Source organism: Bifidobacterium lemurum, assembly GCF_014898175.1.
Classification (GTDB): domain Bacteria; phylum Actinomycetota; class Actinomycetes; order Actinomycetales; family Bifidobacteriaceae; genus Bifidobacterium; species Bifidobacterium lemurum.
Genome location: NZ_CP062948.1, coordinates 797154 through 823501 on the forward strand (window position 1 = coordinate 797154; position 26348 = coordinate 823501).

General features: G+C 62.9%; 18 protein-coding genes and 3 rRNA genes. 3 read left to right on the forward strand and 18 right to left on the reverse strand.

Annotated elements, in window-relative coordinates; genetic code table 11:
- Positions 1-273: 273 nt before the first annotated feature.
- Both BL8807_RS03055 and BL8807_RS03060 read right to left on the reverse strand, forming a co-directional pair.
- On the reverse strand, positions 274-1860 hold the full coding sequence (locus tag BL8807_RS03055; RefSeq protein ID WP_072726994.1) for a metallophosphoesterase family protein: 1587 nt from the start codon (positions 1858-1860) through the stop codon (positions 274-276).
- A gap of 385 nt (positions 1861-2245) precedes the next feature.
- Positions 2246-2866, reverse strand: coding sequence for a DUF5701 family protein (locus BL8807_RS03060; protein ID WP_072726995.1), 621 nt, complete (start codon positions 2864-2866; stop codon positions 2246-2248).
- A gap of 405 nt (positions 2867-3271) precedes the next feature.
- Here BL8807_RS03060 and BL8807_RS03065 point away from each other — a divergent pair, with 405 nt between their 5' ends.
- Entirely contained in the window at positions 3272-4015 is a 744-nt protein-coding gene (locus BL8807_RS03065; protein WP_094725319.1) for a FadR/GntR family transcriptional regulator, read from the forward strand.
- 45 nt (positions 4016-4060) lie between these two features.
- Here the strand turns inward: BL8807_RS03065 and BL8807_RS03070 are convergent, their stop codons facing one another.
- The 5 genes from BL8807_RS03070 to BL8807_RS03090 all read right to left on the reverse strand — a co-directional run bounded on the left by BL8807_RS03070 (position 4061) and on the right by BL8807_RS03090 (position 10331).
- On the reverse strand, positions 4061-5134 hold the full coding sequence (locus BL8807_RS03070) for an aspartate-semialdehyde dehydrogenase (RefSeq protein WP_072726996.1): 1074 nt from the start codon (positions 5132-5134) through the stop codon (positions 4061-4063).
- Positions 5135-5149: 15 nt separating this feature from the next.
- The gene (locus BL8807_RS03075; RefSeq protein WP_072726997.1) at positions 5150-5713 is read right to left on the reverse strand and encodes an ACT domain-containing protein; all 564 of its coding nucleotides are present in this window, start codon (positions 5711-5713) and stop codon (positions 5150-5152) included.
- Positions 5714-5760: 47 nt separating this feature from the next.
- Positions 5761-6525 (reverse strand): aspartate kinase, encoded by a 765-nt coding sequence (locus BL8807_RS03080; RefSeq protein ID WP_072726998.1) that lies wholly within the window; start codon positions 6523-6525, stop codon positions 5761-5763.
- Positions 6526-6810: 285 nt separating this feature from the next.
- Positions 6811-7413, reverse strand: a complete 603-nt coding sequence (gene recR / locus BL8807_RS03085; RefSeq protein WP_072726999.1) for a recombination mediator RecR — start codon at positions 7411-7413, stop codon at positions 6811-6813.
- 80 nt (positions 7414-7493) lie between these two features.
- The gene (locus BL8807_RS03090) at positions 7494-10331 is read right to left on the reverse strand and encodes a DNA polymerase III subunit gamma and tau (RefSeq protein ID WP_072727012.1); all 2838 of its coding nucleotides are present in this window, start codon (positions 10329-10331) and stop codon (positions 7494-7496) included.
- Between the two features lie 241 nt (positions 10332-10572).
- Between BL8807_RS03090 and BL8807_RS03095 the strand changes: the two genes are divergently transcribed.
- On the forward strand, positions 10573-11172 hold the full coding sequence (locus BL8807_RS03095; protein WP_072727000.1) for a TetR/AcrR family transcriptional regulator: 600 nt from the start codon (positions 10573-10575) through the stop codon (positions 11170-11172).
- 56 nt (positions 11173-11228) lie between these two features.
- Here the strand turns inward: BL8807_RS03095 and BL8807_RS03100 are convergent, their stop codons facing one another.
- The 7 genes from BL8807_RS03100 to BL8807_RS11955 all read right to left on the reverse strand — a co-directional run bounded on the left by BL8807_RS03100 (position 11229) and on the right by BL8807_RS11955 (position 17032).
- Entirely contained in the window at positions 11229-12293 is a 1065-nt protein-coding gene (locus BL8807_RS03100) for a diacylglycerol/lipid kinase family protein (RefSeq protein WP_072727001.1), read from the reverse strand.
- Between the two features lie 54 nt (positions 12294-12347).
- On the reverse strand, positions 12348-12773 hold the full coding sequence (locus tag BL8807_RS03105; RefSeq protein WP_226847444.1) for an Rv3654c family TadE-like protein: 426 nt from the start codon (positions 12771-12773) through the stop codon (positions 12348-12350).
- Complete coding sequence (locus BL8807_RS03110; RefSeq protein ID WP_094725315.1) at positions 12770-13150, reverse strand: TadE/TadG family type IV pilus assembly protein; 381 nt, start codon at positions 13148-13150, stop codon at positions 12770-12772. Before BL8807_RS03110 ends, BL8807_RS03105 begins: the two co-directional genes overlap by 4 nt.
- Positions 13150-13437 (reverse strand): DUF4244 domain-containing protein, encoded by a 288-nt coding sequence (locus BL8807_RS03115; RefSeq protein ID WP_072727002.1) that lies wholly within the window; start codon positions 13435-13437, stop codon positions 13150-13152. Before BL8807_RS03115 ends, BL8807_RS03110 begins: the two co-directional genes overlap by 1 nt.
- Positions 13438-13679: 242 nt before the next feature.
- Positions 13680-14651, reverse strand: coding sequence for a hypothetical protein (locus BL8807_RS11950; RefSeq protein ID WP_226847446.1), 972 nt, complete (start codon positions 14649-14651; stop codon positions 13680-13682).
- A gap of 326 nt (positions 14652-14977) precedes the next feature.
- Positions 14978-15979, reverse strand: a complete 1002-nt coding sequence (locus BL8807_RS03125; protein ID WP_072727003.1) for a TadA family conjugal transfer-associated ATPase — start codon at positions 15977-15979, stop codon at positions 14978-14980.
- A gap of 6 nt (positions 15980-15985) precedes the next feature.
- Positions 15986-17032 (reverse strand): CpaE-like family protein, encoded by a 1047-nt coding sequence (locus BL8807_RS11955; RefSeq protein WP_226847448.1) that lies wholly within the window; start codon positions 17030-17032, stop codon positions 15986-15988.
- A 185-nt stretch (positions 17033-17217) separates the two neighbouring features.
- Here BL8807_RS11955 and BL8807_RS03135 point away from each other — a divergent pair, with 185 nt between their 5' ends.
- Positions 17218-20001 carry a S8 family serine peptidase gene (locus tag BL8807_RS03135; protein ID WP_072727006.1) on the forward strand — a complete coding sequence of 928 codons (2784 nt, stop codon included), beginning with the start codon at positions 17218-17220 and terminating at the stop codon, positions 19999-20001.
- Between the two features lie 134 nt (positions 20002-20135).
- Here the strand turns inward: BL8807_RS03135 and BL8807_RS03140 are convergent, their stop codons facing one another.
- From BL8807_RS03140 to BL8807_RS03155, 4 genes are all read right to left on the reverse strand, one after another.
- Positions 20136-20387 (reverse strand): hypothetical protein, encoded by a 252-nt coding sequence (locus tag BL8807_RS03140; RefSeq protein WP_072727007.1) that lies wholly within the window; start codon positions 20385-20387, stop codon positions 20136-20138.
- Between the two features lie 231 nt (positions 20388-20618).
- A 5S ribosomal RNA gene (gene rrf / locus BL8807_RS03145) occupies positions 20619-20735 on the reverse strand.
- Positions 20736-20897: 162 nt separating this feature from the next.
- A 23S ribosomal RNA gene (locus BL8807_RS03150) occupies positions 20898-23960 on the reverse strand.
- Between the two features lie 464 nt (positions 23961-24424).
- Positions 24425-25951 (reverse strand): 16S ribosomal RNA (locus BL8807_RS03155).
- The 16S, 23S and 5S rRNA genes sit together here, the layout of an rRNA operon.
- Between the last annotated feature and the right edge of the window lie 397 nt (positions 25952-26348).

Below are 26348 nucleotides of genomic sequence, written 5' to 3' on the forward strand. Positions count from 1 at the left end.
ACGGCACAATCCAGCACACCCCCGTCGGAAGATCCCGTGAAACATCGCATCCCGACCTGTTTCACGGCACAATCCGGTATACCCCCGTCAGAAGATCCCGTGAAACATCGCTTCCCGACCTGTTTCACGGCACAATCCGGTATACCCCCGTCAGAAAATCCCGTGAAACATGCCATATCTCGATGTTTCACGGCGCAATCCGACGGGGGTATCACAGGAGGTCCCGGCAACATATGCCGCAAAGCACCTCCGGACGGCACGCATCCGAGCGCGTCAACGGCGGGTACGGCGGGCGCGACGGATGCGACGGGCGCGACGGATACGGAGTATGGCGCGCACCACGGCGGCGAAGCCCACGGAAAGCACGCCGGCCACGGCGGCGAAGACCTGCGGGCGGCGAAGCTCGTTGCGCAATCCGATTGCGTCGGTGACGCAATGGTCTTCGAACCACACGCGCACCTCATCGCTCGAATAGCGTCCGACCAGCTCGCCCCATGTGAGCATCCGCGTCTCATAGGCGGCCGGATCGCTTTCATGGAACTCAAACAGGCGCACGCCTCGGTGGCGCGACTTCGGACCGTAGCATTCGAATCCGCAGGTGGGCGCATACCCCAAATCCAGACCGCGCACGCGGCCGACGAACGAATTCTTGTGATCATGCCCGCAGAACAGCGCGAAATAGCCGCCCGCCTCGCGCAGCGCATCGACCTCGCCCACATTCTCGTCCGCGCAGCCGATGGCCTCGCCCAATCGCGAGCCGGGACGGCACACATCGTGGTTGAGCACATAGCAGCGTCCGGCGAATGCGCGCGCGCCCTCCACGGCGTTTGGCGTCCATGCGGGCACCTGGGTCAGACAGTCGTAGAACTCCTGCGGCGGGATATGCTGGAATGCGATGGCGGGCACCGGCAATCCGTCGCCGTTGCGCTCCCCCAGCGCGCGTTGCACGTCGCCGAGCCAGGCGATCGCCTCCGGAGAGGGCGTGCCGTAGCCGTCGGAATCAGCCAGGTCGAACCCGCGCGAATTGACCACATAGGCAGGGTATTGCGCGTCGTTCTCGTCCGGAGCGCCCGCGTAGTCGCCGGAGTTGACCATCATCACGCTCATGGCCACGCGCCCCGACCCATCGGAGGCTTCGATGGGCAATGCGAAGGTGCCGGGTTCCAACGCCAACGGCGATTCGGCATTCTCGACGCCGAGTCCCGTGCCGCCCGAGTCTGGGGACGTGCCCGCGGCGGCCGTTGCCTCCTCGTCGTCCCTCACCGCCGATCGCTTGTCCGGACGACCGTCCGATTGGCGAGGAACAGGATTGAGGCAGCCGGGGAATTCACGGTAGATGTCGTCCTGCTCGGCAGGCAAGATGCCGCATTGGAAGTCGTGGTTGCCATAGGTGGCGGCGAACGGCACGCCCGCCTCGACCACAGGGCCGAGGAATCCGGCGAAGGTGCGGCGCACCTTGTCGCGCGTCTCGTCCATCAGCGCGTCGAGCGCGGCGGTGCTGTGCGCGGGAGCGGCGACCGGAATCGTCTCGTACGCGTCCGCAGGCAGTGGCTCTCCCGCGGCTTCGAGGTTCGCGTTCAACGCGTTGCGTTGACGGATGCCGCGCAGTTTCGCCTCGACCAAGGTGACCGCGCGCACGCGGGCGCCGGGCGTCTCGCCGCGCCTGCGCAGAAAGGTGTCGATGTAAGCGGGATCATATCCGCGGATCTGATCTCCGGTGAACACCACCAAATCGGGGTCGGCGGCGCGGATGGCCTCGCGGATCATGCGAATCGTGTCGGGCAGCACGTCGGGACCGTCCTGCACGTCGGCCATTTGCAGCACGCGGAACACGCCATTGTCTCGGAATCGCAAAGTCATAGTCCCACTCTAGACATTGGCGACGCGTTTCCGGAACGCCACAGGCGAACACCACCCAGAAAACACATTTACGACATCCAGTTGGCACTTGACGCCTCCAGTTGGCACCGCCTTCGCGCGCCCTCCAGCATAGGGGCATCCAAAAACGGCGGAATTCCAATAGCTGCCTATTGTTCATCAACACAAGCATGTGCCAATTCGAGCCTTCAAGTGCCAACTGGATGATACGCACTTGGGAATCACCGTCCCACAACCAGCCAAGGCCGTCGACCGGTCAAGACATCGCCCATCTTAGGGCACCGATCAGCCAAAGCGTCGATCGATCGGTCAGGCCTCCGACCGTCAAGAACACCAATCGGCTAAGAACAAGAACCGACAAAAAGCGTTAACCGAAAAGACTTACGCCGCGGCGGGCCACGCAGAAGGCGTTGCCCAGCCACGTGTGGCGAGAATTAGGCCACACGGCACCAAGACGAGGCGCGTTCTGGCTCATCCAAATGCTCGGCACGCGACCGTCCGCCGAGCGCGATCCGAGCAGATTGAATCCGTTTTTGACCTCCAGCCAGTCAGGATGTTGGGTGGCGATGGCCAGCCCCTCCTCCAACGTGAGCGGCAGCCGTTCGTCGGAATCGATGAGTTTGCGCGCCACATCCGGCTCGCGGTTCACATAGCAGGTGCCCGTATGGGGCTCGACCACCAGATAGAACGGCCCCTCCGGCGGCTCGAAACCGTCCTGAGGCAGGAAACTGGCGATGTCGCGCGGCGGCATGGTGGTGAAACCGGCCATGCGGTTGATGGAGGTTCTGGCGATCAGCGATTCGGGAGAGACCAGCTCGCGCGTGGGCACCAACAGGATGTTCGATCCCAGATCGGTGTGTTCCAGCGCGTTGATCAGAGGCATGGCGAGCGCCCGGAAGGCGGCGTCGCTCATATCCGCCACGTCCGGGTAGCCCAACGCCACGATACGGTCCAACTGCTTGCGCGCTTCTGCTGATGCCTTTGACATGCCTCCAGCTTAACCGCATATCGCCGTCCCCGCAGGCGGACATGGCCAAAGCGGCGCGGAAAACGGATCCGCGACCGCCGTCGAAGGCGGATACGGAAACAGCCAAACTCATCCCACACGCATTCCAGCGGCAATAAGGTGGACCACACGGCCATCGCTTATGACGCGCACAGGAGCATTACGCGCAATATGCACCTTATTCTGCGACACACCCGTATCAAGAGACTATTGTGGGTAAAAGAGTTAACAACGGTTACATTATCCGAGTCATCGACCGGCGCATAGCCTGATATCTCTGTGACGGCGTTGTGCAGCTCATCGGAAAGGAACATAACGATGGAAGCCAACCCCACCACAGCGCCGGCGTCGAGCCATGAAACCCCTCCCCAAACGGAGCTGGCCTTGATGTCGCGGCTGGCGACGCTCACGCAACAGCGGCCGCCGATGCCAGCCAACCAACGCAGCCGCTGCGACGAGACGATGGACGCCATCCGCGCCTTCATCCTGCAGGAGCATCTTCAGCCGGGCGCCCTCCTGCCCACCGAAACGATGCTGTGCGAGAAAATCGGGGCGTCCCGATCTTCGGTGCGCGAGGCCGTCCGCAAACTCGAGGCGTTGAACATCGTCAGGGTGGAGCACGGCAAAGGCACGTTCGTCGGTTCGCTTTCGCTTGATCCGATGATGGAGACGCTCACGTTCCGCTCGCTGGTGTCGGTGGGCAGGAACTTCTCCGATCTCAACGATGTGGTGCAGATGCGCCGCTTTCTCGACATGGGTTGCGCCGACGAGGTGGTGGCCAGTCTCAAAGGCACCGAGCAGCCGAAGCTGGAGCGACTGGCGTGTGAGATGTCACGCATGGCGGCCCAGGGCGAAACCTTCCGACACCACGACATCGACTTCCACATGGGCATTCTGGACGCATTGGACAATTCCATCGCCAAACAGCTCGTGCAAGGCCTGTGGGTGGTGCATATGGCCGTGCTGCCCCAGCTCGGATTGCCGGTGAGCCAGGAGCTCGACAAAACCGCGGACGCGCACATTCGAATGCTCCACACCGCCATCGACGGCGATGTGGAGGGCTACCGGCAGGCCGTGATCGACCATTACGAGCCCATCGAGTCGATTCTGAAAACCGAACTGCGGAAATAATCACGCATCAAACGAGCTAGTCCGCGCTGCGCCGTCCGTCGGCAATCAGGCAAGCTGATCTGCGAAGTGCTTCTTGGCGACGAGTTCGGCGAGCTCCACGGCGTTGAGGGCGGCGCCCTTGCGCAGGTTGTCGTTGGTCACGAAGAACGCGAGCCCCTTCTTGCCATCCACGGCCTGATCCTGGCGGATGCGGCCCACAAAGCTCGGGGTCTTGCCGGCGGCCAGCTGGGCGGTGGGAATATCCACCAATTCCACGGCCGGGGCGTCGGCGAGCACCGCGCGCGCCTGATCGGGGGTCACATCCTGTTCGAACTCGGCGTTCACGCTCATGCCGTGCGAGGTGAACACGCCCACACGCACGCAGGTGCAGGAGGCCTTGAGCTCCGGCAGATGCAGGATCTTGCGGCTTTCGTTGCGCAGCTTCTGCTCCTCGTCGGTTTCCTCGCTGCCGTCGTCCACGATGTCGCCGATCATCGGCACCTCGTTGAAGGCGATGGTGCGCACGATTTTGGAGGGTGCCGGGAATTCGACGGCGTCGCCGCCGAACACAAGCTTGTCCGCGCCCTGCTCGATGGCGGCCTTCGCCTCGTTCATCAGCTGTTCGACGCCGGCCCGGCCCGCGCCCGACACGGCCTGATAGGAGCTGACGATGAGACGCTTGAGTCCGAACGCGTCGGCAAGCGGCTTCATCACCGGCATGATGGCCATGGTGGTGCAGTTCGGGTTGGCGATGATGCGGTCCGGCACATCGTCCAGATCGTCCGGGTTCACTTCGGCGACCACCAGCGGCACGTTGTCGTGCATGCGCCACTGCGAGGAATTGTCGATCACATACGCGCCGGCTTCGGCGAATTTCGGCGCCCACTGCTTGGAAGTGCCGCCGCCCGCGGAGAAGATGGCGATGTCGATGCCGCTCAGATCGGCGGTCGCCACATCCTCGACGACCACATCGTGGCCACGCCAGGAGATCGTCTGTCCGGCGGAACGCGCGGAGGCGAGGAAACGCAGATCCTTGACGGGGAAGTCGCGCTCGTCGAGCACACGGCGCATCACCATGCCCACCTGTCCGGTGGCGCCCAGAACGGCGACGTTCACGCCCTTATCGTTGATCCGTACCATAATTCAAGTCCTTTCTCAGCGGCCGGTGCCGCCGTAAACCACGGCCTCCACCTGTGCGGCGTCCAAACCGTACGCGGTGTGCAGAGCCTTGACGGCGTCGTCCAGCTCCTCGAGAGGAACCAGCGCGGCGATGCGGATCTCCGAAGTGGAGATCATCAGCACGTTGATGCCGCGTTCGCTGAGCGCCGTGAAGAACTTCGCGGCCAGACCGGAATGCGTTTTCATGCCGACGCCCACCACGGCGACCTTGCCCACGTTGGTGTCCACGTCGAATTCCTTGTATCCCAGCTCCTCGTGCTTCTCCAGCAACGCGTCCTGCACCTGACGCACATAGGATTCGGGCACGGTGAACGAGATGTCCGCGGTGCCGGCGGCGGAGCCCGCCTGCACGATCATGTCCACGTTGATGCCGGCCACGGCCAGTTCGGTGAACACCTTCGCCGCCATGCCGGGCTCGTTCGGCACGCCGCGCACGGTGGCCAGCGCCTCGCTGCTGTCGTGCGCCACACCGGAGATGACCGGCGCTTCGGGGCCCAGATCGGGGAACAGATCGCCCATGGATTCTTGTGTTTCGCTCATGATGCTGCTTTCGGTCGGAATTGGCGGGTTGTCAGTGGTTATAGGTCTCAGTCGAGATTCGGCAGGGTGCGCGGGTCGACGTCGTCGGGAACGACCAGCGTGCCGGGGCGGTGCGAGAAGGAGGAGCGCACATGCAGCGGCATGTTGAAACGCTGCGCGTATTCGACGCATCGCAGGGCCAGCACCTTGGATCCGCAGGACGCCATCTCGAGGATCGCGTCGTAGCCGATGGAGGGGATGCGGCGGGCGGTGGGCACGATGCGCGGGTCGGCGGTGAACACGCCGTCCACGTCGGTGTAGATCTCGCACACGTCCGCGCCCAGCGCGACGGCGAGCGCGACGGCGGAGGTGTCGGAGCCGCCGCGGCCGAGCGTGGTGGCGTCGCCCTTCGCGTTGATGCCCTGGAATCCGGCCACGATGGCCACCGCGCCGCTGTCGAGCGCGTTCTTGACCCGGTCGGGTTTGACGGCTTTGATGTGGGCCGCGCCATAGCGCGCGTCGGTGAAGAATCCGGCCTGCTGTCCGGTGAAGGAGTGCGCGCGCTCGCCTTCGGCGTGGATGGCCATGGCGAGCAGGCTCATGGAGATGCGTTCGCCGGCGGTCATCAGCATGTCCATCTCACGCTCGGGCGGATTGGAGTCGATGCTGAGCGCCTGGTCGATGAGGTCGTCGGTGGTGTCGCCCATGGCGGAGACCACCACGGCCACGGAGTTGCCCTTCTTTTTGGTCTCGACCACACGGCGCGCCACACGCTTGATGGATTCCGCGTCAGCCACGGATGAGCCGCCGTACTTCTGTACGATGAGAGCCACTGGAGGTCCTATCTTCTCGAAGGTTTTCGCCTGCCGACAATTCTACGCAAGCGGCACGATTATAGGGATCCAAGCCATTGACTGGGCGAATGCTGCCCACAATCCGAAACACTCCCGCGCCAACGGCGCACTGAGCGGGGCGTCGTAAAGTCAATCGCCGGCTTCAAGGAACTCGAATCGCGCGTCATACCGAGCGGAGCATCGCGGAGTCGAGGTATCTTGCGTAACGCAACGCACCGAGTTCCTTCCATTCCGCTCAGGATCGCACCGGACAGGGCACGAGGGTTACGCGTCGCGGCGGCCGGTGAGGGCGCGGCCGAGCGTGATCTCGTCGGCGTATTCGAGGTCGCTGCCCATGGGCAGACCGCTGGCCAGGCGCGTGACCTTCAGTCCGAGGGGGCCGAGCAGACGGCTCAGATACGTGGTGGTGGCCTCGCCTTCGATGTTCGGGTCGAGCGCGAGGATCACCTCCCGCACGTCGTCGCCGTTCAATCGGCCGAGCAGCTGGGGGATGTTCAGATCGTTCGGTCCGACGTTCGCCATCGGGTTGATCGCGCCGCCAAGCACGTGGTAGAGGCCGCGGTATTCGCGGGTGCGTTCGATGCTCATCACGTCCTTGGGTTCCTCGACCACGCAGATCATCGTGTGGTCGCGGCGGGGGTCGGCGCAGATCGAGCATGGGCTGGCCTCGCACACGTTGCCGCAGACATCGCAGAAACGCACCTTCGCTTTGACTTCGACGATGGCGTCGGCCAAGTCGGCGGCCTCCTGTTCGTCGGCCGACAGCAGGTGGAAGGCGATGCGCTGCGCGCCTTTCGGGCCGATGCCGGGCAGGCGTCCGAACGCGTCGATCAGACGCTGAATCGCGCCGTCATATGCCAGTGCCATGCCATATCCTTCCTGGAGCTTCCGCGGATCCGCTCCGCCTTATGAGATTATCCGACCGCAGCCGCCGGCCATCGGGCCTCTCAGTTGCCGGACTGTTTTTTGTTGTGCTTGACGTTGCGGGGGTTGGACGGATCGTCGGCGGCGAATTCCTCGACCTTTTTGACCTCGAACAGTTTGCGCAGATCGTCCAGGCTCATCGCCGTGGCCTCGCCCAACGATTCGTCGCTCATCGAATACTCGTCGTCCTCGGCCGCGACCTGCGGTTGGGGACGTTCGTCCGATTGCGCGAACGCCATGGACTGTGGATTGTTCCACGGGTCGTTGGATTGCGGGGCGGCGGCTCGCGGATCGGCGTTCCGAGGCCGCTGGTGTTGCGCGAATCCTTGACGCTGCGCGGCCGGCTGCCCGTATGCCGGACCGCCCGACGGCTCGCCGTCCATATCCGAGGCGGGCGGCTCGCTGGGCGGGGGCACGGCCTTCCATGGATCATCGTCATCACTGAGGTCGGGAACCGCCGCGGTTTTGCGATGGGGCGACGCCGACGGCATGGATTGTTCCACGGGTTGTTTCACACTTTGGGGAACGCCCCATCCGTCAGGCTCGGCATCATCCTGTGAAACATCTCGTGAAACATTGCTTGCCGTGGCGGCCGATCGCACGGGCTGCGCCCACGGATCATCGTTTGGATTGGATGGCGTTGCTCGCGTTGCGATTGGCGCAGGTTGTGCCCATGGATCATCGTCCACGGAAGCGTTCCGTGTGGCCCGCGCAGTCTGACCATCGGCGTGGTTCCGTGCGACCGGTGCGGCGGACGCGCCCGACGGGATCACGGGCGCGGGTTGCGCCCACGGGTCGTCATCCGCCGACGGGGCTCGATGAACTTCGTCGTCGTCGGTGGCCGTCTCGCCGGCGGATTTCTCCGCGCCGGCGGCCGGAGCGTCGGAACCAGACGTTTTGCCCGCCACGTCACCGGACTGCTGCGCCAGCGAGGAGGCCGCGCCCAGATTCGCCTGCAGCAGCCGTGCCTTGATCTTCTGCTGCTCCTCGGGCGGCAGTTTGCTCAGCGGAGGCGCGATCTCGTCGTTCGCCATCTTCTTGGTGGGGGCGAGCGCCACATCGGGGCCGAACATCTTGCGCACTTCCGCGCGAAGAATATCCTGGACTTTGGCGGATCCCTCCACCGGTTCGGAGGCCACGCCCATCGCGAACGCGTATTTGCTCAGCGGCACATCGAATTTGATCCACAACTGCATACGGCCATTGGCGGGATTCGGCGCAAGCCGCACGCGCGGCACCTTAGTGCGGTCCACATAGGCGCGCACATCCTCGGGCAATCCCGCCACCAGCGCGTCCCATTTCTCGTCCGGAGTGCGCGAATCCGTCGTTTGGGCGTCTTGCGCAACGCCGTCGTTCGGATGCGATGCGCTCGAATCGGGAGATCCAGCCTGTTCCGCCGCGCCCGGTTCAGCGGCGAAACCGTTATTGTCGCTGGAATTCTGCGCTTTGGACGCTTGGGTGGATTGAGCGAAACCGTCGGTGTGTTCAGACCGATCGTTCCGCGCTTCGCCACCGCTTTGCGAAGGGGTTGTTACGGCGGAGGGCGTGGAAGCGCCCGCACCACGGCCGGCGAACCCACCGCCGTTACCGGCAAGGCCCGCACGCTCGACGGGTTGGGCCTGCTGCGCGGCACCGGCGAAACGGGCGCCGGAAGCCGCAGACGCCCCGTTGCCCGCCGCGCCTCCGCCGGCATTGGCCGCGTTGCCGCCGACGCCGACCGGCGTGCCGGACGCCATGGATTGCGGCATCAGCGCGCCTTCGCGTGTGGCGAGCAGACGCGCCGCGAGCAGTTCGAGACGCATGCGCGGTGAGATCGCACCGGTCATCGAACCAAGAGTGGCGTTGATGGTGTCCGCCATCACGGTGAGCGAGCCCAATCCCAAGGCCTTGGCCTGGCGGTGCAGGTCGTCCATATTCTCGCCTTCGGCGGAGTCGGACAACACGGATTCGGCCCGGTCTCCGGCCAGGGTGAGCACCAGCAGGTCGCGCACGCGCGCGAGCAGGTCCTCCACGAAACGACGCGGATCGAAACCGCCTACCACGACGCGTTGGATCACGCCGTACAACGCCTCGCCGTCGCGGTCGATCACCGCGTCCACGGCCTCGCCGATCAGAGCCTCCGGCGTGAACCCCAGCAATGCCACGGAGGCGTCATGCGTGATCACGCCGTCGACCGCGCCGACCATCAGCTGGTCGAGCACGCTGAGCGTGTCGCGCATGGAGCCGCCGCCGGCGCGCATGGCGAGCTTGAGCACACCCGGCTCGGCCGCGATGCCTTCCTTTTCGCAGATCTGCTCGAGGTACGGCCCCATCACTTCGGTGGGCACCAGACGGAACGGATAATGGTGGGTGCGCGAGCGGATGGTGCCGATCACCTTGTCGGGTTCCGTGGTGGCGAAGATGAACATCACATGCTCGGGCGGCTCCTCGACGATTTTCAGCAGCGCGTTGAAGCCCTGCTGCGTGACCATATGGGCCTCGTCGAGGATGAAGATCTTGTAGCGGTCGCGGGCAGGGGCGAATCCGGCGCGTTCGCGCAGTTCGCGGGCGTCATCCACGCCGTTGTGGCTGGCCGCGTCGATCTCCACCACGTCGATGGAGCCGGGACCGCCGGTGGCGAGGTCCTTGCAGCTTTCGCATTCGCCGCATGGATGCGAGGTGGGGCCTTGCGCGCAATTGACGCAGCGGGCGAGGATGCGCGCGGAACTGGTTTTGCCGCAGCCGCGCGGACCGGAGAAGAGATAGGCATGGGTGAGCTTGCCCTCGTCGAGGGCGCGCATCAGAGGAACGGTGACCTGGTCCTGCCCGATCACCCCCTCGAACGCGTCGGGACGATACCGCCGATACAACGCCAATGCCATCTGGACCACACTCATTTCGTTCGCCGTTGCGGCCGATACGGCCGCGAGCTTGCTCCGCCCACCTTATCGTGCCGCCACTACCGTACGCCATCAAACCTTGTGCAACATGCCGACTTCAGACATGTCACATGATTGACATAACGTCAACATACGTATGGATTTGACGTAACGCCACCATGTTGGCGACACCGGCTAACATAATGTCAACCCACATCGGAGACGACCAACGCAAGGAGACGCCATGGCAGCGAACACCGGGGAACGTCGCTCCCCACGCGGCGACAACAAACGGCAGGCGATCGTCAGCGCCGCGCGCAGCATCTGCCTGGAGAAGGGATTCTCCAAAGTCACCGTCTCCGACATCGCCGGCCGCGTGGGAATGACCCGTTCGCTCTTCTACCATTACTTCGAGGACAAGGACGCCGTGGCCGACGCGGTGCTCGACGATGTGATCGACGAGATCCTGGAGCGCCTCGACCAGTGGAACCACGACCGCGAGCCCGGCAATGTGGGCAAGGCCCTCGACGATATGATCCGTCTGCTGCGCGCGCTGATCGCCGATGAAAGCCCGTTCTCCCGCCGCATGGTGGCGGACGGCAACGCCGAGCTGTACATCAGGTTCATCGACCGATCGGCGGACCGCATCGCGTACTACATCGGCGACACCACCGTGCGTGATTTCGAAGCCAAGCACGGACTGCCGATCCAACATGTGCACGAGACGTTCTTCACGCTGATCGTCGGCCTGATCTCGCTGATCCGCTCGCATCCCGACCTCAGCGACGACACGCTGCGGACCGTGATCGCGCAGACCCTGCACATCGAGACGTATATCCGATAGCGCGCCTCGACGACCGGCCCATCCGCCGGACGGCAAACACCGCGGGACCGGACAGGTCAGGCGAAACGACCACTCATCGGATCGCGCCCGTCGCGCAGGATCATATCCAGCACATCGGCGTTGGTCTGAGATTCCTCGTCGGCTTTCACGGCGGGCGGCACCAGCATGCGCAACGCCCGGTCGCACACCGTGACCCGTACGGGCAGCCGACCGACGTACTCGCCGTCGGCCATCAGCACCGGCGGTTCGTCGCCTTCGTCGGCGCGCGTGACCTCCACGTCGCGCACCCGCTCCCAGCCGAACACCTTCGACGCCAACAGCCGCCCGTTATAGGCGTTGGAGATGGCGACCGCGCATTCCCCAAGATTGGGAACATGGTCCATCCACACCAGATCGAGCATGCCGTCCGAGAAGCGCGAATACGGCGAGACCTCGATGCCGCCGCCGATATGCCGCGAGTTGGCGACCGTCAGCAACGGCGTGACGATATCGCGCTCATCAACCGAACCATCGGCCAACGTGGCCTTGATGTGGTAGCCGTACCGCTTCATGCGCGTGAGCTCCACCAGCACCGCGACGAAATACCGCACGGAGCCGTTGGGCAGGCGCGAATGATTCGCACGGTCGTTGATGCTCGCATCCAGTCCGCATGACAGCATGCCCGCATAGAAGCGGTCGATGGACCCGTCCGCCAGGCCGAGCACATGCCCCATGTCCACGTCGATGGTGCATCCGCGCACGATTGCGCCGACGATGCCTTCGACCGCGGTTTCGATGCGGTTGACCGGCAGTTTGAGGCCTCTCGCGAAATCGTTGCCCGACCCCATGGCCACAATGCCCAGCGGCTTGCCGCTGTCGCCCACCGCGTTGGCGCCCAGGGCGATCATGCCGTCGCCGCCGACCACCACCAGCGAATCGTATTCGTCGGCGCGTTCACGCGCGTTGGCCAGCGAAGCGTCGAAACTGTCGCCGGTCAGTTCGAGGCAGCCGAAGCCGTGTTCGGTTCCGGCCTGGGTCAGCAGTTCGAACACCTGTTCCGTCGCTTTCGCGCCGCGTCCTTTGTCGGAGGTGGGATTGCCCACCAATCCGACGACGTGACTTCGATTCCGTACTTCGCTCATACCGCAACGATAACCAATATCTGGCATATTGCGCCAGAGGCACAACGGTATCGTTCACGATTTCCGACATTCCACCGGCCCGGCGCGAGACACGCGTTCCACTTGAGGCGCGAACGGCACCATCGTGGCGACGGCGACGCTGAGTTCCACATCGTCGCCGTCCACCACGCACCGGCCGATGCGTCCGCCATTGAGGGCGGCCGCATCGGCGGCGAGCGCGCACGGTTCGTCCGTTCCGCCCCGATGCCATGCGACCGCCGCCTGCATGGCGGCCAGATCCGCTATGGCACGCGCTTGCGTTTGGCAGACCAGCAGGTTGCCGGCGGCGGCCGCCACCGTCAACGTCAGCGCGGCCACCGTGATGAGCATGACACCGGCCATGGTGCCGGAACCGCAGTCACAGGCCGATACGGCCGTGAATCGTCGGCGGAGCCGATTCGCCACGGCCGCGAAACGCCATGTCGTATTCGTCGTGGTCACGGTAGGACTCCCGTCGCCTCTCCGGTGACTCGCACCGGCAGCAGATTCATCGGCCCGGGCATTACCGGACATGTGACGGTCACCTCCACATACCGCTCACGCCGCACGATGGCGATCGAGCTATCGGATCCCGCCACTTGGACCGCGGCCCGTTCCGCCTGCGATTCGTCGCCGCCGGCCACCATCTCGCGGACGGCGACGGCGGCGGCGTCCCGGCAATCCATCGAGGTGACAACCGCTTGGGTCAATGAGAGCAGCAACGCCGCCATCACCACCACACATGGCAGCACCACCGCGAATTCGGCGGTGGCCGCCCCATGGTCGGGCGGCAGTCGCGCCTTGCGCAGCCGTCGTCGTATCGTCTCGATCATCGTCATCACCCGGCGTTCAACGCTTTTTTGACGATGCCGGTAAGCAGCGTCTTGATCGCATCGGATTTGAGGATGGTGACCAGCAACGCCGCGAAGCCCGTGGCGGCAACCAGCACCACGGCGTATTCGGCGGTGGCCGCGCCTTCCTCAGGTTCCGCGGCCAGCGTTCTCAGGCGCGAGTCCAGCAGACACAGCCGTTCGCGCGCCTGCGCGTTCAGGGCGAGCATCCGCTCCCTGGCCCGTATGTAGAAGCCCGCATGCCCATCGACGTTGATGGGGATGGTCGTGTTCATGACGTTCCTTTCTCCATGGCGGTCGGCGCGCGGGCGTCGGCCGCTTCCAATAATGCGCCGCGACTGATCGGGTGCGGCACTTTCACTGTGCGCCATAAGGACGCTCCCACGCATCCTGTGCGGGGGTATGTGGTTCCAGCCCCGCACTTATCCACCATTCGGCGTGTTATCCACCGCTTTTTCGGCACCCGACTACGGGAAACGACGCGAACGGCATGCCATATGGTCATATGGCCCTATGGTCATATGGCGAAGGAGATAATGGACGGCACGATGCCCACGAACACGAAGGCCGGCAGAAAACACAATCCCGAAGGCATCAGCAACCGCACCGACAGACGCGAGGCGGCCCGTTCGATGGCCGCACGCTCGTCGGCGTCCAGACGGTCGACGACGGCCTCCAGCCGCACCGACGGAGTATCGCCACGCGTCCACGACGGTTCCAAAGCCGCGCGTATCAGCTCGAACGCGTCCGCGGCCGATTCGCCCGCGCATGGCGCCACCCACGCGTCATGCCATGATGAGCCCCGCAGCAACGCGGATCCCGCCTGGACCATCCCTTGGCCGATCTCGCCGCCGCAGACACGCCCGACCACGGCGAGCGCGTGCGGGATCGAAGCGCCCTGCCGCAGCGCCACATCCAACATCGCAATAATCAACGTCAGCCACGGCACGGCCCTATCCTCGGCGGGAGTCCCACCCACGTCGCGGTTGCGTATGCCGATATTCGTCATCATGCCGCGCAGCAACGCCCGATTCCACAGCAATCCGATGGCATAGCAGCAGCCGCCCAATGCCAGGCAGCCAAGTCCGCGATCCGTTCCCAACAGAAACGACAACGGACTCAATCCCATCATTTCCCCCAACAGCACCGTTCCCGCCGGTAGCACGCTCAGCAGTCCGGAGGTGGCCTGGGGCACGGCGAACGCCTGCTGTCTGCGATCCTCGGCCAAGCGCACGCGACGATACGCCGCCGCGACCGTTTGCAGACATCGGGCCGCCGAGCAGCCAATATCCTCGCTGAGCCGGCAGGCCGCGGCGATGCTGACGGCGACATATTTCGCCGTCTGCCGGCTTTCCTCCGGCGACCGCCGGCTCTCCACGATCGCGGACAATCGAGCGCCCGACACACGCATGCCGTCAAATCCGAACGCCTGCGCCACCGTACCGCCGGAGCGCACATGGGCGATGGCCTCCGCCAGCATTCCCGTCAAGCCCTGTGCGTCTGGCCGCGTCCCGCTTCCTCGTGGATTTCCCCCACCCGCACGTTTTCCGCCTTGTGCCAGATTGGCGCAATCGTCGACGAACGGCATCCCCATATCCGCATGCCTTCCACCTCCACGGGTATGTCCGCCGCCGTACCGGCCGTCATACCGGCCCCGCTTGACCCCACCGGTCCGCTCACGTTCAAAGGATGTTCCCGTTCCACGCCGCCGCATCGCCTCCAAACGCCGCATCGCTTCCAATCGCCGCTCCGTCCACTCCCCTCGCGCGGGCCAGAGCAGCACCGCCGCCGCGACGGCCAGCGCGGCGAGCGCCATCATGTCCATATCTCGCAGAACCGCCTCCAGCCGGAGCATTCCACCGGATCGCCCTCCCCGCTCCACGCGATCAACGGCATGCCGACCAGCCCCAATCCTTCGCTGATGCGCAGCACGCCGATCTGCGCGATATGCCGCCGGCCGCCCACGCGTTCCAAATGCAGCACCGCATCGAACGAGTCCCCGGCCAGCATCGCCATCGCACGCGGTTCCACCCCGGCCAACAGCCCGAGCGTGATCAGCCGCGACGGAACCCTCCCCACCGAATCGGCATGCAGCGTGGTCATGCCTCCGCGATGTCCGGAGTTGAAGGAACGCAGCAAATCCACGATCTCCTCGCCACGGGCCTCGCCCAACACCACGCGGTCGGGGCGCATACGCAGCGTGGCCTTCACCAATTGAGGCAATCCGATGGCGCCCGCGCCCTCCACATTGGCTTCGCGGGCGACCAGCGACACATGGTCGCTACGCCCCAACACGCCGAGCTCCCGCACCTCCTCCACCGTGACGATGCGCTCATGCTCCGCGCATCGCGCCAGTAGGGCCTTCAGCAATGTGGTCTTCCCCACGCCGGTGCCGCCGGTGATCATCAATGTGGCCCGATTGCGCACCAGGCCGGCCAGCACCCGTCGCCACGCGTGAGGGAACAGCAGGTCCTGTTCCAGCCGTTCCAAACTCGGCGCAGTTCTGCGCGGAAACCGTATGGTGATGGCCGCCCCTTGCGGCACCAGCGGCGCGATCACCGCATGCACTCGCACACCCTCCACGCTGGAGGCGTCCGCGATGGGACAGGCGTCGTCCAGCCGTTTTCCCAACTGCGCGCATAACCGCACGGCGTACTCGCGCACCACCGATGGCGAACGGAACGGCACGCGCGGCAGATATTCGCGCATGCCGTCGCCGACATCCACCCATACGCGGCCATCGCAGGTGACCGCCGCATCGGTGACGCGCGCGTCGTCGGCCAGTTCCCGCAACGGGCCGAAATCGAGCAAGGTCATCCGCCATCACCTCATTCCGCGCCTCGCGCCGTCCTTATGGGCGGCATGCGCGCGTCTGAGCCCGAGATCACCCCGGCCGCCCCTGTCAGCATCGAACATGCCACATCCGGGGGAATCGGATTCGCCGGACTCGCGTCCGTAGGCCATCAGATCCTCGATTCGGTCGGCCAGCCGATTCAAAGCGCCGCGCGCGTGTCGCGGAATCCTGCGGATGCCCAGGCCTTCAAGCATCTCGCCGCAGAGTTTGGGGGTATGGGTGATGCCGCCGACGAACGGACGCGACAGATAGTCCTCCGCCTCGTCCAGTCCCACGGCTTTGCCGGATTTCGGCAATCCTCGCGGTGTGATGCCGACCAGTTCGGGCCGTGGGCAGTCCTGCGCCGCCAGCCGCGCGAGATGGGCTTTCGCCCGCGCCAGTCCCAGCACGGATAATTCCACCGCCATCACCTGCATCGCCATGGCGAGCTCCGGCACGTTGGCGAGCAGGTCTCCTCGCCCCGCGTCGACGATGACGAGATGGTTCACGTCGGCGAGCGCCCGTATGGCCGCCTGCGTCTCCCACCAGTCGGGCTGCTTGGCGTTCCAGGGATCGCAGGCGAGGACACGTACGCCCTCCCATCGGGGAAGCTCGTGGTTCAACGCGTCGGATTCCAGACGTCCCAACGGCGCGTCGATCTGGTTGAAACGCGTGCCCGGCTCACCTTCGATGCCGAGCAGCACGTCAAGGCCTCCGGTGGCGAGGTCGGCGTCGACCAGCGCGCAGTCAAGGTCGCGTTCCTGCAGGGTCCAGGCGAGCATGGCCGCCATCGTGCTCAATCCGATGCCGGCATGCGCCGCCGACAACGTGACCACGTTGTCCAAGGCGGTCACGGTGCCGGCCGCGGGAACAAGTATTCCCGAATCGCCGTCCAGCGTGACCCCGCCATGGGTGGATTTCGGCGGCCCGATTCCGCGGGCGGCGTCCCGCGCGGGCTGCCGTTCGCATGAGGCGAGTTGGCGCGGCGGCGTGTAATACCGCTGCCGGGTTGCTGGAATGCATGGTTGAGTGTTCATGGCCTGATTGAACCGCACGCGGCCGTGCGCGGGCAACCCGAATCGGCTCTTGTGGTTCCAGCCTCGCGGTTATCCACCAGCCGGCGTGTTATCCACCGCTTTTGCCTGCCATGACTACATCGTTTCGCCTCGATTCGACGCTATCGTCGCATATGACAAGTTTTGGACATACACTTGAGAAGGTTGTGACGGGCATTGAAGCGCTCAATGAGGCCGATGTGCATGCCATGAGTATTGCCCCGGGTTCCGCCCCTGAAGCGGGCATCTACGCGCTGAAGGTTTTCGGAGACACCGCGAATTCCACCCAACTCATCGTCCCCGCACTGGACTGGGTGGGAGAACAAATCACCAATGGCGAACGCATCGATATCGTGTCCATGTCGCTCGGCGGGGCAGCCAATCCTCCGGATACCGCTGATGCAAAGGCGGTGGATGTGCTCACTGAACAAGGCGTGTTGTCAGTGATCGCGGCCGGCAACGAAGGCGACATCGTCAACATAACCGGCTCGCCGTCCGGGGCCAACAGCGCGCTCACCGTGGCGGCGAGCCAGTCAGGCCGCGCATTGATGGATGGTATTCGTGTGAACACTCCTGACAGCCTCAGCGGAGAACTCCTCACCGGGGCATACTCAATGAACATGACTCAGGACTTCAACGTCACCGGCGAAGTCGTCGCGATCTCGCCGGACAACGTCGGAGGTTGTTCCGCATATTCAGCTGAGGACAAACAGGCCGTGGCAGGCAATATCGCTTGGGTGGCGAGCTGGGATGACGTCAACTTGCCGTGCTCCACGACGACCGTCGCCGACAATGCGACCGACGCCGACGCCATAGCCGTGATGGTCGTGTCGCGCAGTAATCTTCCATCCCGCAGCAGCAGCGGCAACGACGTCATCCCCATGTTCAAAGCGACCGCATCCAGCCATAAGATAATTCAGTCGGCATTGGATGAGGGCACGCTTAACGTGACGTTGTCATCGGATTGGAAACTGAGTATTCCAGTGGATCGTGCCGATGAATTCTCCGACGTCATCGCCAGTTTCACCAGCCGCGGCATCCACGGTTCCGTGGGTGGCATCGTCAAGCCCGATGTCGCCGCGCCCGGCGTGGGCATCATCTCCGCCTCATCCGCCACGGGCAACGGTGCCGCATCGATGAGCGGAACGTCCATGGCCACTCCGCTGGTCTCAGGTGTCGCGGCGTTGGTCATCCAGGCGCACGAAGGCGAGGAAGGTTGGACTCCAGCACGCGTGAAGGCCACGATTATGAATACCGCTGACCATGACGTCACCACGGAGAAAGACGCCACAGCGGATGAGAGCAGCACCGTCGCATACGGGCCGCTTCGTGTGGGCACCGGACGTATCGACGCGCGGAACGCGGTGGCGAGCGAGGCGACGGTATTCGCTTCCAACAACGAGGCTGCGGTGACGGGAGGATTCGGCATCGTGCAGGTCTTGCAGGACGGCGATCAGCGAACCATGCAGTTCACTGTCTCGAACACCGCGGATACCTCAGTCACTTATAGCATGGAGTATCTGCCGCGAGTGGAGACGCCCGGCGTGAGCTACACGCTCAGCGCAAGCAGCGTCACGGTCCCCGCGAACGGCACCGCCACATTCGACGTCACACTCACCGCCGTGCGCTCCGAGATGCGTCACACCATCGATCCGACGCAGGACGCGGTCGATTCGCTCACCGGATTCGCCAGCAACTATGTCACCGACGCCAGCGGCATCGTCCGTCTGGTTCCTCAGACAACCGCCGATTTGTCCGGCGATGACGTGTTCTTCCCGCTTCGTGTGGCTGTGGTGGCCGCGCCTCGCCCGGTGTCCGAAACCAGCACGAGCATCACGGTAAATTCCGCAACCGAAGGCACGCTTTCCGTCATCGGACGTGGACTCAACCAAGGTGAAGGCAGCGAAGCCTATACTTCGCAAATCATTCCCATGCGTCTGATAGCCGAGGATCCGCAGGGTGACCATTACACGAATGAGATTTCCACACAAACGCTTGCTTCCGGCGATATTCGTGCGGCGGGTCTCGTGTCCACAGCTCCGCAATTGGAGGACCCCTCACAGGGATATCTGATTGTGGGCGTGGTGACGGATCAGGCTTGGAGTCGGCTCGGTCCAGCGATGTATCCGCTGATTTACCTGGATCTGAACAACGACGGCGAGCTGGATTACTCCGTTGAAGTCGCTTATGGCCAGTCCGTGGATGGCACGCCCAAGTATTCGACATGCTCCACGGTCACGCTGTACCGCCTTGACGGCGGCAATGCTGAAATCGTGGACGTCCAGCCTTTGCCGGACAACATGGCGCTTGATTCCAATACCATGGCCATTCCCATCAGTCTGAGCGCTTTGGGATACACTTCCGAGAGCGAAGACGCGACGATGGCCATGTATCTGGGCACGTATGCGGGCCAAGCTTTGCGCACCGAAACAATCGAAGGAGAAGAATACACTGTTAACTACATCGATATGGCTAATGCCGTGCTATTTGATGCGTTCGACATCGGCCTTTGGTTCGGAGACGGCGGACAGACCGATGGCGGCACGTGGCAATGGGCCGATGACGAAGGCACGCAGGTGCCGGTGCATTTCGCTGACGACTCCTCCGACGCTTCGGCTCAAAACGATGAGGCGTCAGACGATACCAAGCTGCTGATTCTGCATACAAACGGTCTGACGCCGATCTCCACGGAGGACGATCCGATTCTCGACATCCAAACCGTCACTGCCCCGGATCCCGATCCTGAGCCGACTCCCGACCCCGAACCGGATCCCAATCCCAGTCCGAGCGGTCCTGACGGCAGCAAGCCTTCCGCGGATGGCGGCAGCCAATCCAAGCCGCTGTCGGTCACAGGCGTCGCAGTCGGGGCGATTGTGATTGTGGCCGTGCTGCTGGTGGCCGCGGGCATTGTGGTTCTGGTGATTCGCAAGCACACCCCAGCGTCTCGCTAATCGAGGCGGAATAAATAGAAAAGCCCTCCGTGTGGAATCCTGATCAACATCGGGATTCCACACGGAGGGCTTTTCTGTGTTTACGTCTGTTTTATGCTTCACATAGTCATGCGTCGCTTCCGTTATGGCGACGCTTATCGCCGTCTGGGTTTATATCCCTTCTTGCGACTGTGCGGCTTAAGCTGCTGGTTAAGCGGCACATGAGCGTATGACGCGCGGGGATCGCGATGCGTCAGATGCCAGGTTCCGCAGTATTCGCACCGGTACACCCATAGTTCCGCTCCACGCTCGACAAAGCTCTGGTCGGCCGCTCGCAGCGCCTGCGCCTTGTCGTGGTACATGATTTTGTTGGTTTCAGGGCAACGCTTGGGTGTGAAGTAATGCATAACGATTACATATCGTAATAGATGGGACTCGGTTTTGATGTCGCGCGTTGACGCATATCCAGCTTGTTTGTGGGGATCCCTCGGCTGCGTTCGGGGTGACGGCTGTCCTTTCCCGTCGTCCCGGGCGGGGTTTCGGGTTTGGGTTTGTTGTGTTGGTGGTTTGTCGTGTGTGTGGGTATGGGGACGGCCCCGGGAGCCGTGTGGCTCGACCGGGGCCGTCCTGTTCGTGTGGTGCGGCGGCGTGCTACTCTCCCACACCCTGTCGGGTGCAGTACCATCGCCGTGCTGGGCCTTAGCTTCCGGGTTCGGAATGGGACCGGGCGTCTCACCCAGGCCATGGCCGCCGCAAATCTTTCTGTTATGCCCCGCGGTGGGGGTGTGTCGGTGGGTTGGGAACCGGCTAGCGGACGCGTGGTTTCGTGTTTGATCGCAGTGCGGACCGGAGTCGTGCTCCTTGTCGTCCGGTGGCTTGCCGGGTGATGCTTGCGGCCCCTCCCGGAAGGGAGGGATGGGATGTTGCCTTTCGCCCGTTAGTACCGGTCAGCTCCACCCCTCGCGGGGCTTCCACATCCGGCCTATCGACCACGTGTTCTGCATGGGGGCTACAGGGACTCGAGGGTCCCATGGAATCCTAATCTTGGAGCAGGCTTCCCGCTTAGATGCTTTCAGCGGTTATCCCTTCCGAACGTAGCCAACCGGCCGTGCCGCTGGCGCGACAACCGGCATACCAGAGGTTCGTCCACCCAGGTCCTCTCGTACTATGGGCAGGCCTCCTCAAGATTCCAACGAGCGCAGAGGATAGAGACCAAACTGTCTCACGACGTTCTGAACCCAGCTCGCGTGCCGCTTTAATCGGCGAACAGCCGAACCCTTGGGACCTGCTCCAGCCCCAGGATGCGACGAGCCGACATCGAGGTGCCAAACCATCCCGTCGATATGGACTCTTGGGAATGATCAGCCTGTTATCCCCGGGGTACCTTTTATCCGTTGAGCGATGCCGCGTCCGTGCGCCGGCACCGGATCACTAGTTCCGACTTTCGTCCCTGCTCGACCCGTCAGTCTCGCAGTCAAGCTCCCTTGTGCACTTACACTCGCCACCCGATTGCCAACCGGGCTGAGGGAACCTTTGAGCGCCTCCGTTACTCTTTGGGAGGCAACCGCCCCAGTTAAACTACCCGCCAGGCACTGTCCCTGACCAGGATGACTGGTCGAGGTGAGACATCCAATGCGAACAGAGCGGTATTTCAACGACGGCTCCACCACGGCTGGCGCCGTGGTCTCGTAGCCTCCCGCCTATGCTACACAATCCGCACCGAATGCCAATACCAAGGTATAGTAAAGGTCCCGGGGTCTTTTCGTCCTTCTGCGCTTAACGAGCATCTTTACTCGTACTGCAATTTCGCCGAGCTCCTGGTCGAGACAGTGGGGAAGTCGTTACGCCATTCGTGCAGGTCGGAACTTACCCGACAAGGAATTTCGCTACCTTAGGATGGTTATAGTTACCACCGCCGTTTACCGGGGCTTGAATTCACCGCTTCGCAAAAAGCTGACGGATCCTCTTAACCTTCCGGCACCGGGCAGGCGTCAGTGCATATACAGCGACTTACGTCTTCGCATGCACCTGTGTTTTTGGTAAACAGTCGCTACCCCCTGGTCTGTGCCACCCCCCAACGCTCCCCGGGCAGGCCGGTTCACGCGAGGGGGTCTCCCTTATACCGAAGGCACGGGAGCAATTTGCCGAGTTCCTTGACCAGGATTCGCTCGATCGCTTTGGTATTCTCTACCTGACCACCAGTGTCGGTTTGGGGTACGGGCGGCCGACAGCCTAACGCCGAAGCTTTTCTCGGCAGCCAGGATCACCGGATTCGGCCCATCACGGGCCCCATCATCGCGCCTCGCCCTCACGCCCCCCGGATTTGCCTGGGGGACGGGCTGCACGCTTGACCACGGAAAACCACCTCCGCGGCCGGCTACCTCTCTGCGTCACTCCTGCGCTGACCTACTACAAGGATCGGTCCCAACGGAATCCGGCATCCCCCTCCCGAAGGAGGAGTAAGCCGAAGACCGGAGGTTAGTACTCCAAGCCTCGGTTTTGGCGGCTGAAAGCCGGTACGGGAATATCGACCCGTTCGTCCATTCGACTACGCCTGTCGGCCTCGCCTTAGGACCCGACTAACCCGGGGACGATGAACGTGGCCCCGGAACCCTTAGTCATCCAGCGGCGGGGATCTTCACCCCGCTTTCGCTACTCATGTCTGCATTCTCACTTCCATGCGGTCCACGGCAGGCTTACGCCGCCGCTTCGCCCCGCATGGAACGCTCTCCTACCCAGCAGCCAAAGGCTGCTGCCGCGTCTTCGGTGGTGTGCTTGAGCCCCGCTACATTGTCGGCGCGGAACCACTAGACCAGTGATCTGTTACGAACTCTTTTAAGGATGGCTGCTTCTAAGCCAACCTCCTGGCTGTCTATGCGACTCCACATCCTTTCCCACTTAGCACACGCTTGGGGACCTTAGACGACGATCTGGGCTGTTTCCCTTTCGACGACGGAGCTTATCCCCCGCCGACTCACTGCCGGAATACGCATCACGGGTATTCGGAGTTTGGTTGCTATTGGTACCCGATATGGGCCCGCAAGCATCCAGTAGCTCTACCCCCCGGATGTAATCAACCGACGCTGCACCTAAATGCATTTCGGAGAGAACCAGCTATCACGGAATTTGATTGGCCTTTCACCCCTAACCCCAAGTCATCCCCTCAGTTTTCAACCTAAGTGGGTTCGGTCCTCCACGCGGTCTTACCCGCGCCTCAACCTGCTCAGGGCTAGATCATCCCGCTTCGGGTCCAGGGCACGCGACTAAAACGCCTTTTAAGACTCGCTTTCGCTACGGATCCCCCACGACGGGTTAACCTCGCCACATACCACTGACTCGCAGACTCATTTTTCGATAGGCACGCCGTCACCCCGAAAGGCTCCGACGGATTGTAGGCGCATGGTTTCAGAGACTGTTTCACTCCCCTCCCGGGGTACTTTTCACCTTTCCCTCACGGTACTCGTTCGCTATCGGTCAGACAGGAATATTTAGGCTTACCCGACGGTCCGGGCAGATTCACACGGGATTCCACGAGGCCCGTGCTACTTGGGAGACGCGGCCGGGAGACCATGCGCGTTCAGGTACGGGGCCATCACCCTCTGCGGCCCGGTATTCAACCCGGTTCCCCTGACACATGGTTTTGTCACTCCCGCCGGGCCCGTCGGAGCCCGGAGGCGCGTTCCCGCGACACCGCCCGCGCAACCCCCGACGGGTATCACGCGCGGACGGTTTAGCCTGATCCGCTTTCGCTCGCCACTACTCACGGAATATCCTTTCCTGCAGGTACTGAGATGTTTCACTTCCCTGCGTACCCCCCGCCCGAAGGCGGTGCCAGCCCATGACGGCTGGCGGGTTCCCCCATTCGGAGATCCTCGGATCAAAGCCCAGTCGGCGGCTCCCCGAGGCCTATCGCGGCCCCTCGCGTCCTTCATCGGTCCTGTCTGCCAAGGCATCCACCATACGCCCTTGCAAGCAACACCCAACACCCAACAAAGAAGCGTTGAGCATGCCGCAAGAACACCAGCAAACTCCTAGACAACAAATCATCACACTAAACGATCAACAAAACGATCAAACGAACACCCTCACAACAAGTGAGGAGTTCGATCGAAATCAACAGCGAGACAAGAGACCAACGAAGGCCTCCCGTTCTCGCTCGCGTCCACTATCCAGTTCTCAAACCACCCACGCGCGCGCCAAGCCGCCACCACCCCGACAGGGGAAGGGACGGACCCGACGGGCGAGGACCCACGCCCACGACCTTCGTCGCGGGTGGCGGTCCGGGAGCCCAAAAGCATGCCCGCACCACTCCCCCACGCCCCGAAGGACGCGGAAGCCAACGACCGTTTCCACACCAGCAGCCCCTCCCGGCCACCCGAACGGGCGGCCCATGAAGAAGGGGCGTTCGCACCGGACGACCAACGTCGTCCTGAATTCTCCGTAGAAAGGAGGTGATCCAGCCGCACCTTCCGGTACGGCTACCTTGTTACGACTTAGTCCCAATCACGAGTCTCACCTTAGACGGCTCCCTCCCACAAAGGGGTTGGGCCACCGGCTTCGGGTGCTACCCACTTTCATGACTTGACGGGCGGTGTGTACAAGGCCCGGGAACGCATTCACCGCGACGTTGCTGATTCGCGATTACTAGCGACTCCGCCTTCACGCAGTCGAGTTGCAGACTGCGATCCGAACTGAGACCGGTTTTCAGGGATCCGCTCCATGTCGCCATGTCGCATCCCGTTGTGCCGGCCATTGTAGCATGCGTGAAGCCCTGGACGTAAGGGGCATGATGATCTGACGTCATCCCCACCTTCCTCCGAGTTAACCCCGGCGGTCCCTGATGAGTTCCCGGCACGACCCGCTGGCAACATCAGGCGAGGGTTGCGCTCGTTGCGGGACTTAACCCAACATCTCACGACACGAGCTGACGACGACCATGCACCACCTGTGAACCCGCCCCGAAGGGAAGCCCCATCTCTGGGGCGGTCGGGAACATGTCAAGCCCAGGTAAGGTTCTTCGCGTTGCATCGAATTAATCCGCATGCTCCGCCGCTTGTGCGGGCCCCCGTCAATTTCTTTGAGTTTTAGCCTTGCGGCCGTACTCCCCAGGCGGGATGCTTAACGCGTTAGCTCCGACACGGAACCCGTGGAACGGGCCCCACATCCAGCATCCACCGTTTACGGCGTGGACTACCAGGGTATCTAATCCTGTTCGCTCCCCACGCTTTCGCTCCTCAGCGTCAGTAACGGCCCAGAGACCTGCCTTCGCCATTGGTGTTCTTCCCGATATCTACACATTCCACCGTTACACCGGGAATTCCAGTCTCCCCTACCGCACTCCAGCCTGCCCGTACCCGGCGCAGATCCACCGTTAAGCGATGGACTTTCACACCGGACGCGACAAACCGCCTACGAGCTCTTTACGCCCAATAATTCCGGATAACGCTTGCACCCTACGTATTACCGCGGCTGCTGGCACGTAGTTAGCCGGTGCTTATTCGAAAGGTACACTCACTTATCGCTTGCTCCCCAACAAAAGCGGTTTACAACCCGAAGGCCTCCATCCCGCACGCGGCGTCGCTGCATCAGGCTTGCGCCCATTGTGCAATATTCCCCACTGCTGCCTCCCGTAGGAGTCTGGGCCGTATCTCAGTCCCAATGTGGCCGGTCGCCCTCTCAGGCCGGCTACCCGTCGAAGCCATGGTGGGCCGTTACCCCGCCATCAAGCTGATAGGACGCGACCCCATCCCATGCCGCGAAAGCTTTCCCACAATCACATGCGATCATGTGGAACATCCGGCATTACCACCCGTTTCCAGGAGCTATTCCGGTGCATGGGGCAGGTCGGTCACGCATTACTCACCCGTTCGCCACTCTCACCACCAAGCAAGCTTGGTGGATCCCGTTCGACTTGCATGTGTTAAGCACGCCGCCAGCGTTCATCCTGAGCCAGAATCGAACCCTCCACAAAAAAACCTCGTGGAAAGACATCGAATAGATGACTCTCAAACAATTATTTTCCAAAAGAAAATGACGAGCACGTCCTATAAGGAAGGACGCCACTCACAAAAACCTCACCACCCATTAACCGCTCCCGCGGACCCGGCAAAACCAGGCGGGCAATGAACTGGCAATCATTGACTATAAAGAAGTAGTACAAACACGCTCTTGAGTTCTCAAACCACCACCACACACACCCCGGCAACCACTCCCAGAGAGGGAACCGCGCCGCTGTGAGGCAGCGAAGAGATAACTTACACGAACCCGGCCACCAGCGCAACCCCACCCCAATCCAACACCCCCAAACCCACTGCAAACACACGCATCCATCGGCGTGTCGAAAACAGACAAAAACCACCATCCCAACG

Coding starts and splice junctions, on each gene's coding strand:
- BL8807_RS11955 (WP_226847448.1), bottom strand. CDS start 17,032: ATGAACACTCAACCATGCATTCCAGCAACCCGGCAGCGGTATTACACG.
- BL8807_RS03065 (WP_094725319.1), top strand. CDS start 3,272: ATGTCGCGGCTGGCGACGCTCACGCAACAGCGGCCGCCGATGCCAGCC.
- BL8807_RS03140 (WP_072727007.1), bottom strand. CDS start 20,387: ATGCATTACTTCACACCCAAGCGTTGCCCTGAAACCAACAAAATCATG.
- BL8807_RS03125 (WP_072727003.1), bottom strand. CDS start 15,979: ATGACCTTGCTCGATTTCGGCCCGTTGCGGGAACTGGCCGACGACGCG.
- BL8807_RS03110 (WP_094725315.1), bottom strand. CDS start 13,150: ATGACGATGATCGAGACGATACGACGACGGCTGCGCAAGGCGCGACTG.
- BL8807_RS03060 (WP_072726995.1), bottom strand. CDS start 2,866: ATGTCAAAGGCATCAGCAGAAGCGCGCAAGCAGTTGGACCGTATCGTG.
- BL8807_RS03100 (WP_072727001.1), bottom strand. CDS start 12,293: ATGAGCGAAGTACGGAATCGAAGTCACGTCGTCGGATTGGTGGGCAAT.
- BL8807_RS03090 (WP_072727012.1), bottom strand. CDS start 10,331: ATGGCATTGGCGTTGTATCGGCGGTATCGTCCCGACGCGTTCGAGGGG.
- BL8807_RS03075 (WP_072726997.1), bottom strand. CDS start 5,713: ATGAGCGAAACACAAGAATCCATGGGCGATCTGTTCCCCGATCTGGGC.
- BL8807_RS03095 (WP_072727000.1), top strand. CDS start 10,573: ATGGCAGCGAACACCGGGGAACGTCGCTCCCCACGCGGCGACAACAAA.
- recR (WP_072726999.1), bottom strand. CDS start 7,413: ATGGCACTGGCATATGACGGCGCGATTCAGCGTCTGATCGACGCGTTC.
- BL8807_RS03070 (WP_072726996.1), bottom strand. CDS start 5,134: ATGGTACGGATCAACGATAAGGGCGTGAACGTCGCCGTTCTGGGCGCC.
- BL8807_RS03115 (WP_072727002.1), bottom strand. CDS start 13,437: ATGAACACGACCATCCCCATCAACGTCGATGGGCATGCGGGCTTCTAC.
- BL8807_RS03055 (WP_072726994.1), bottom strand. CDS start 1,860: ATGACTTTGCGATTCCGAGACAATGGCGTGTTCCGCGTGCTGCAAATG.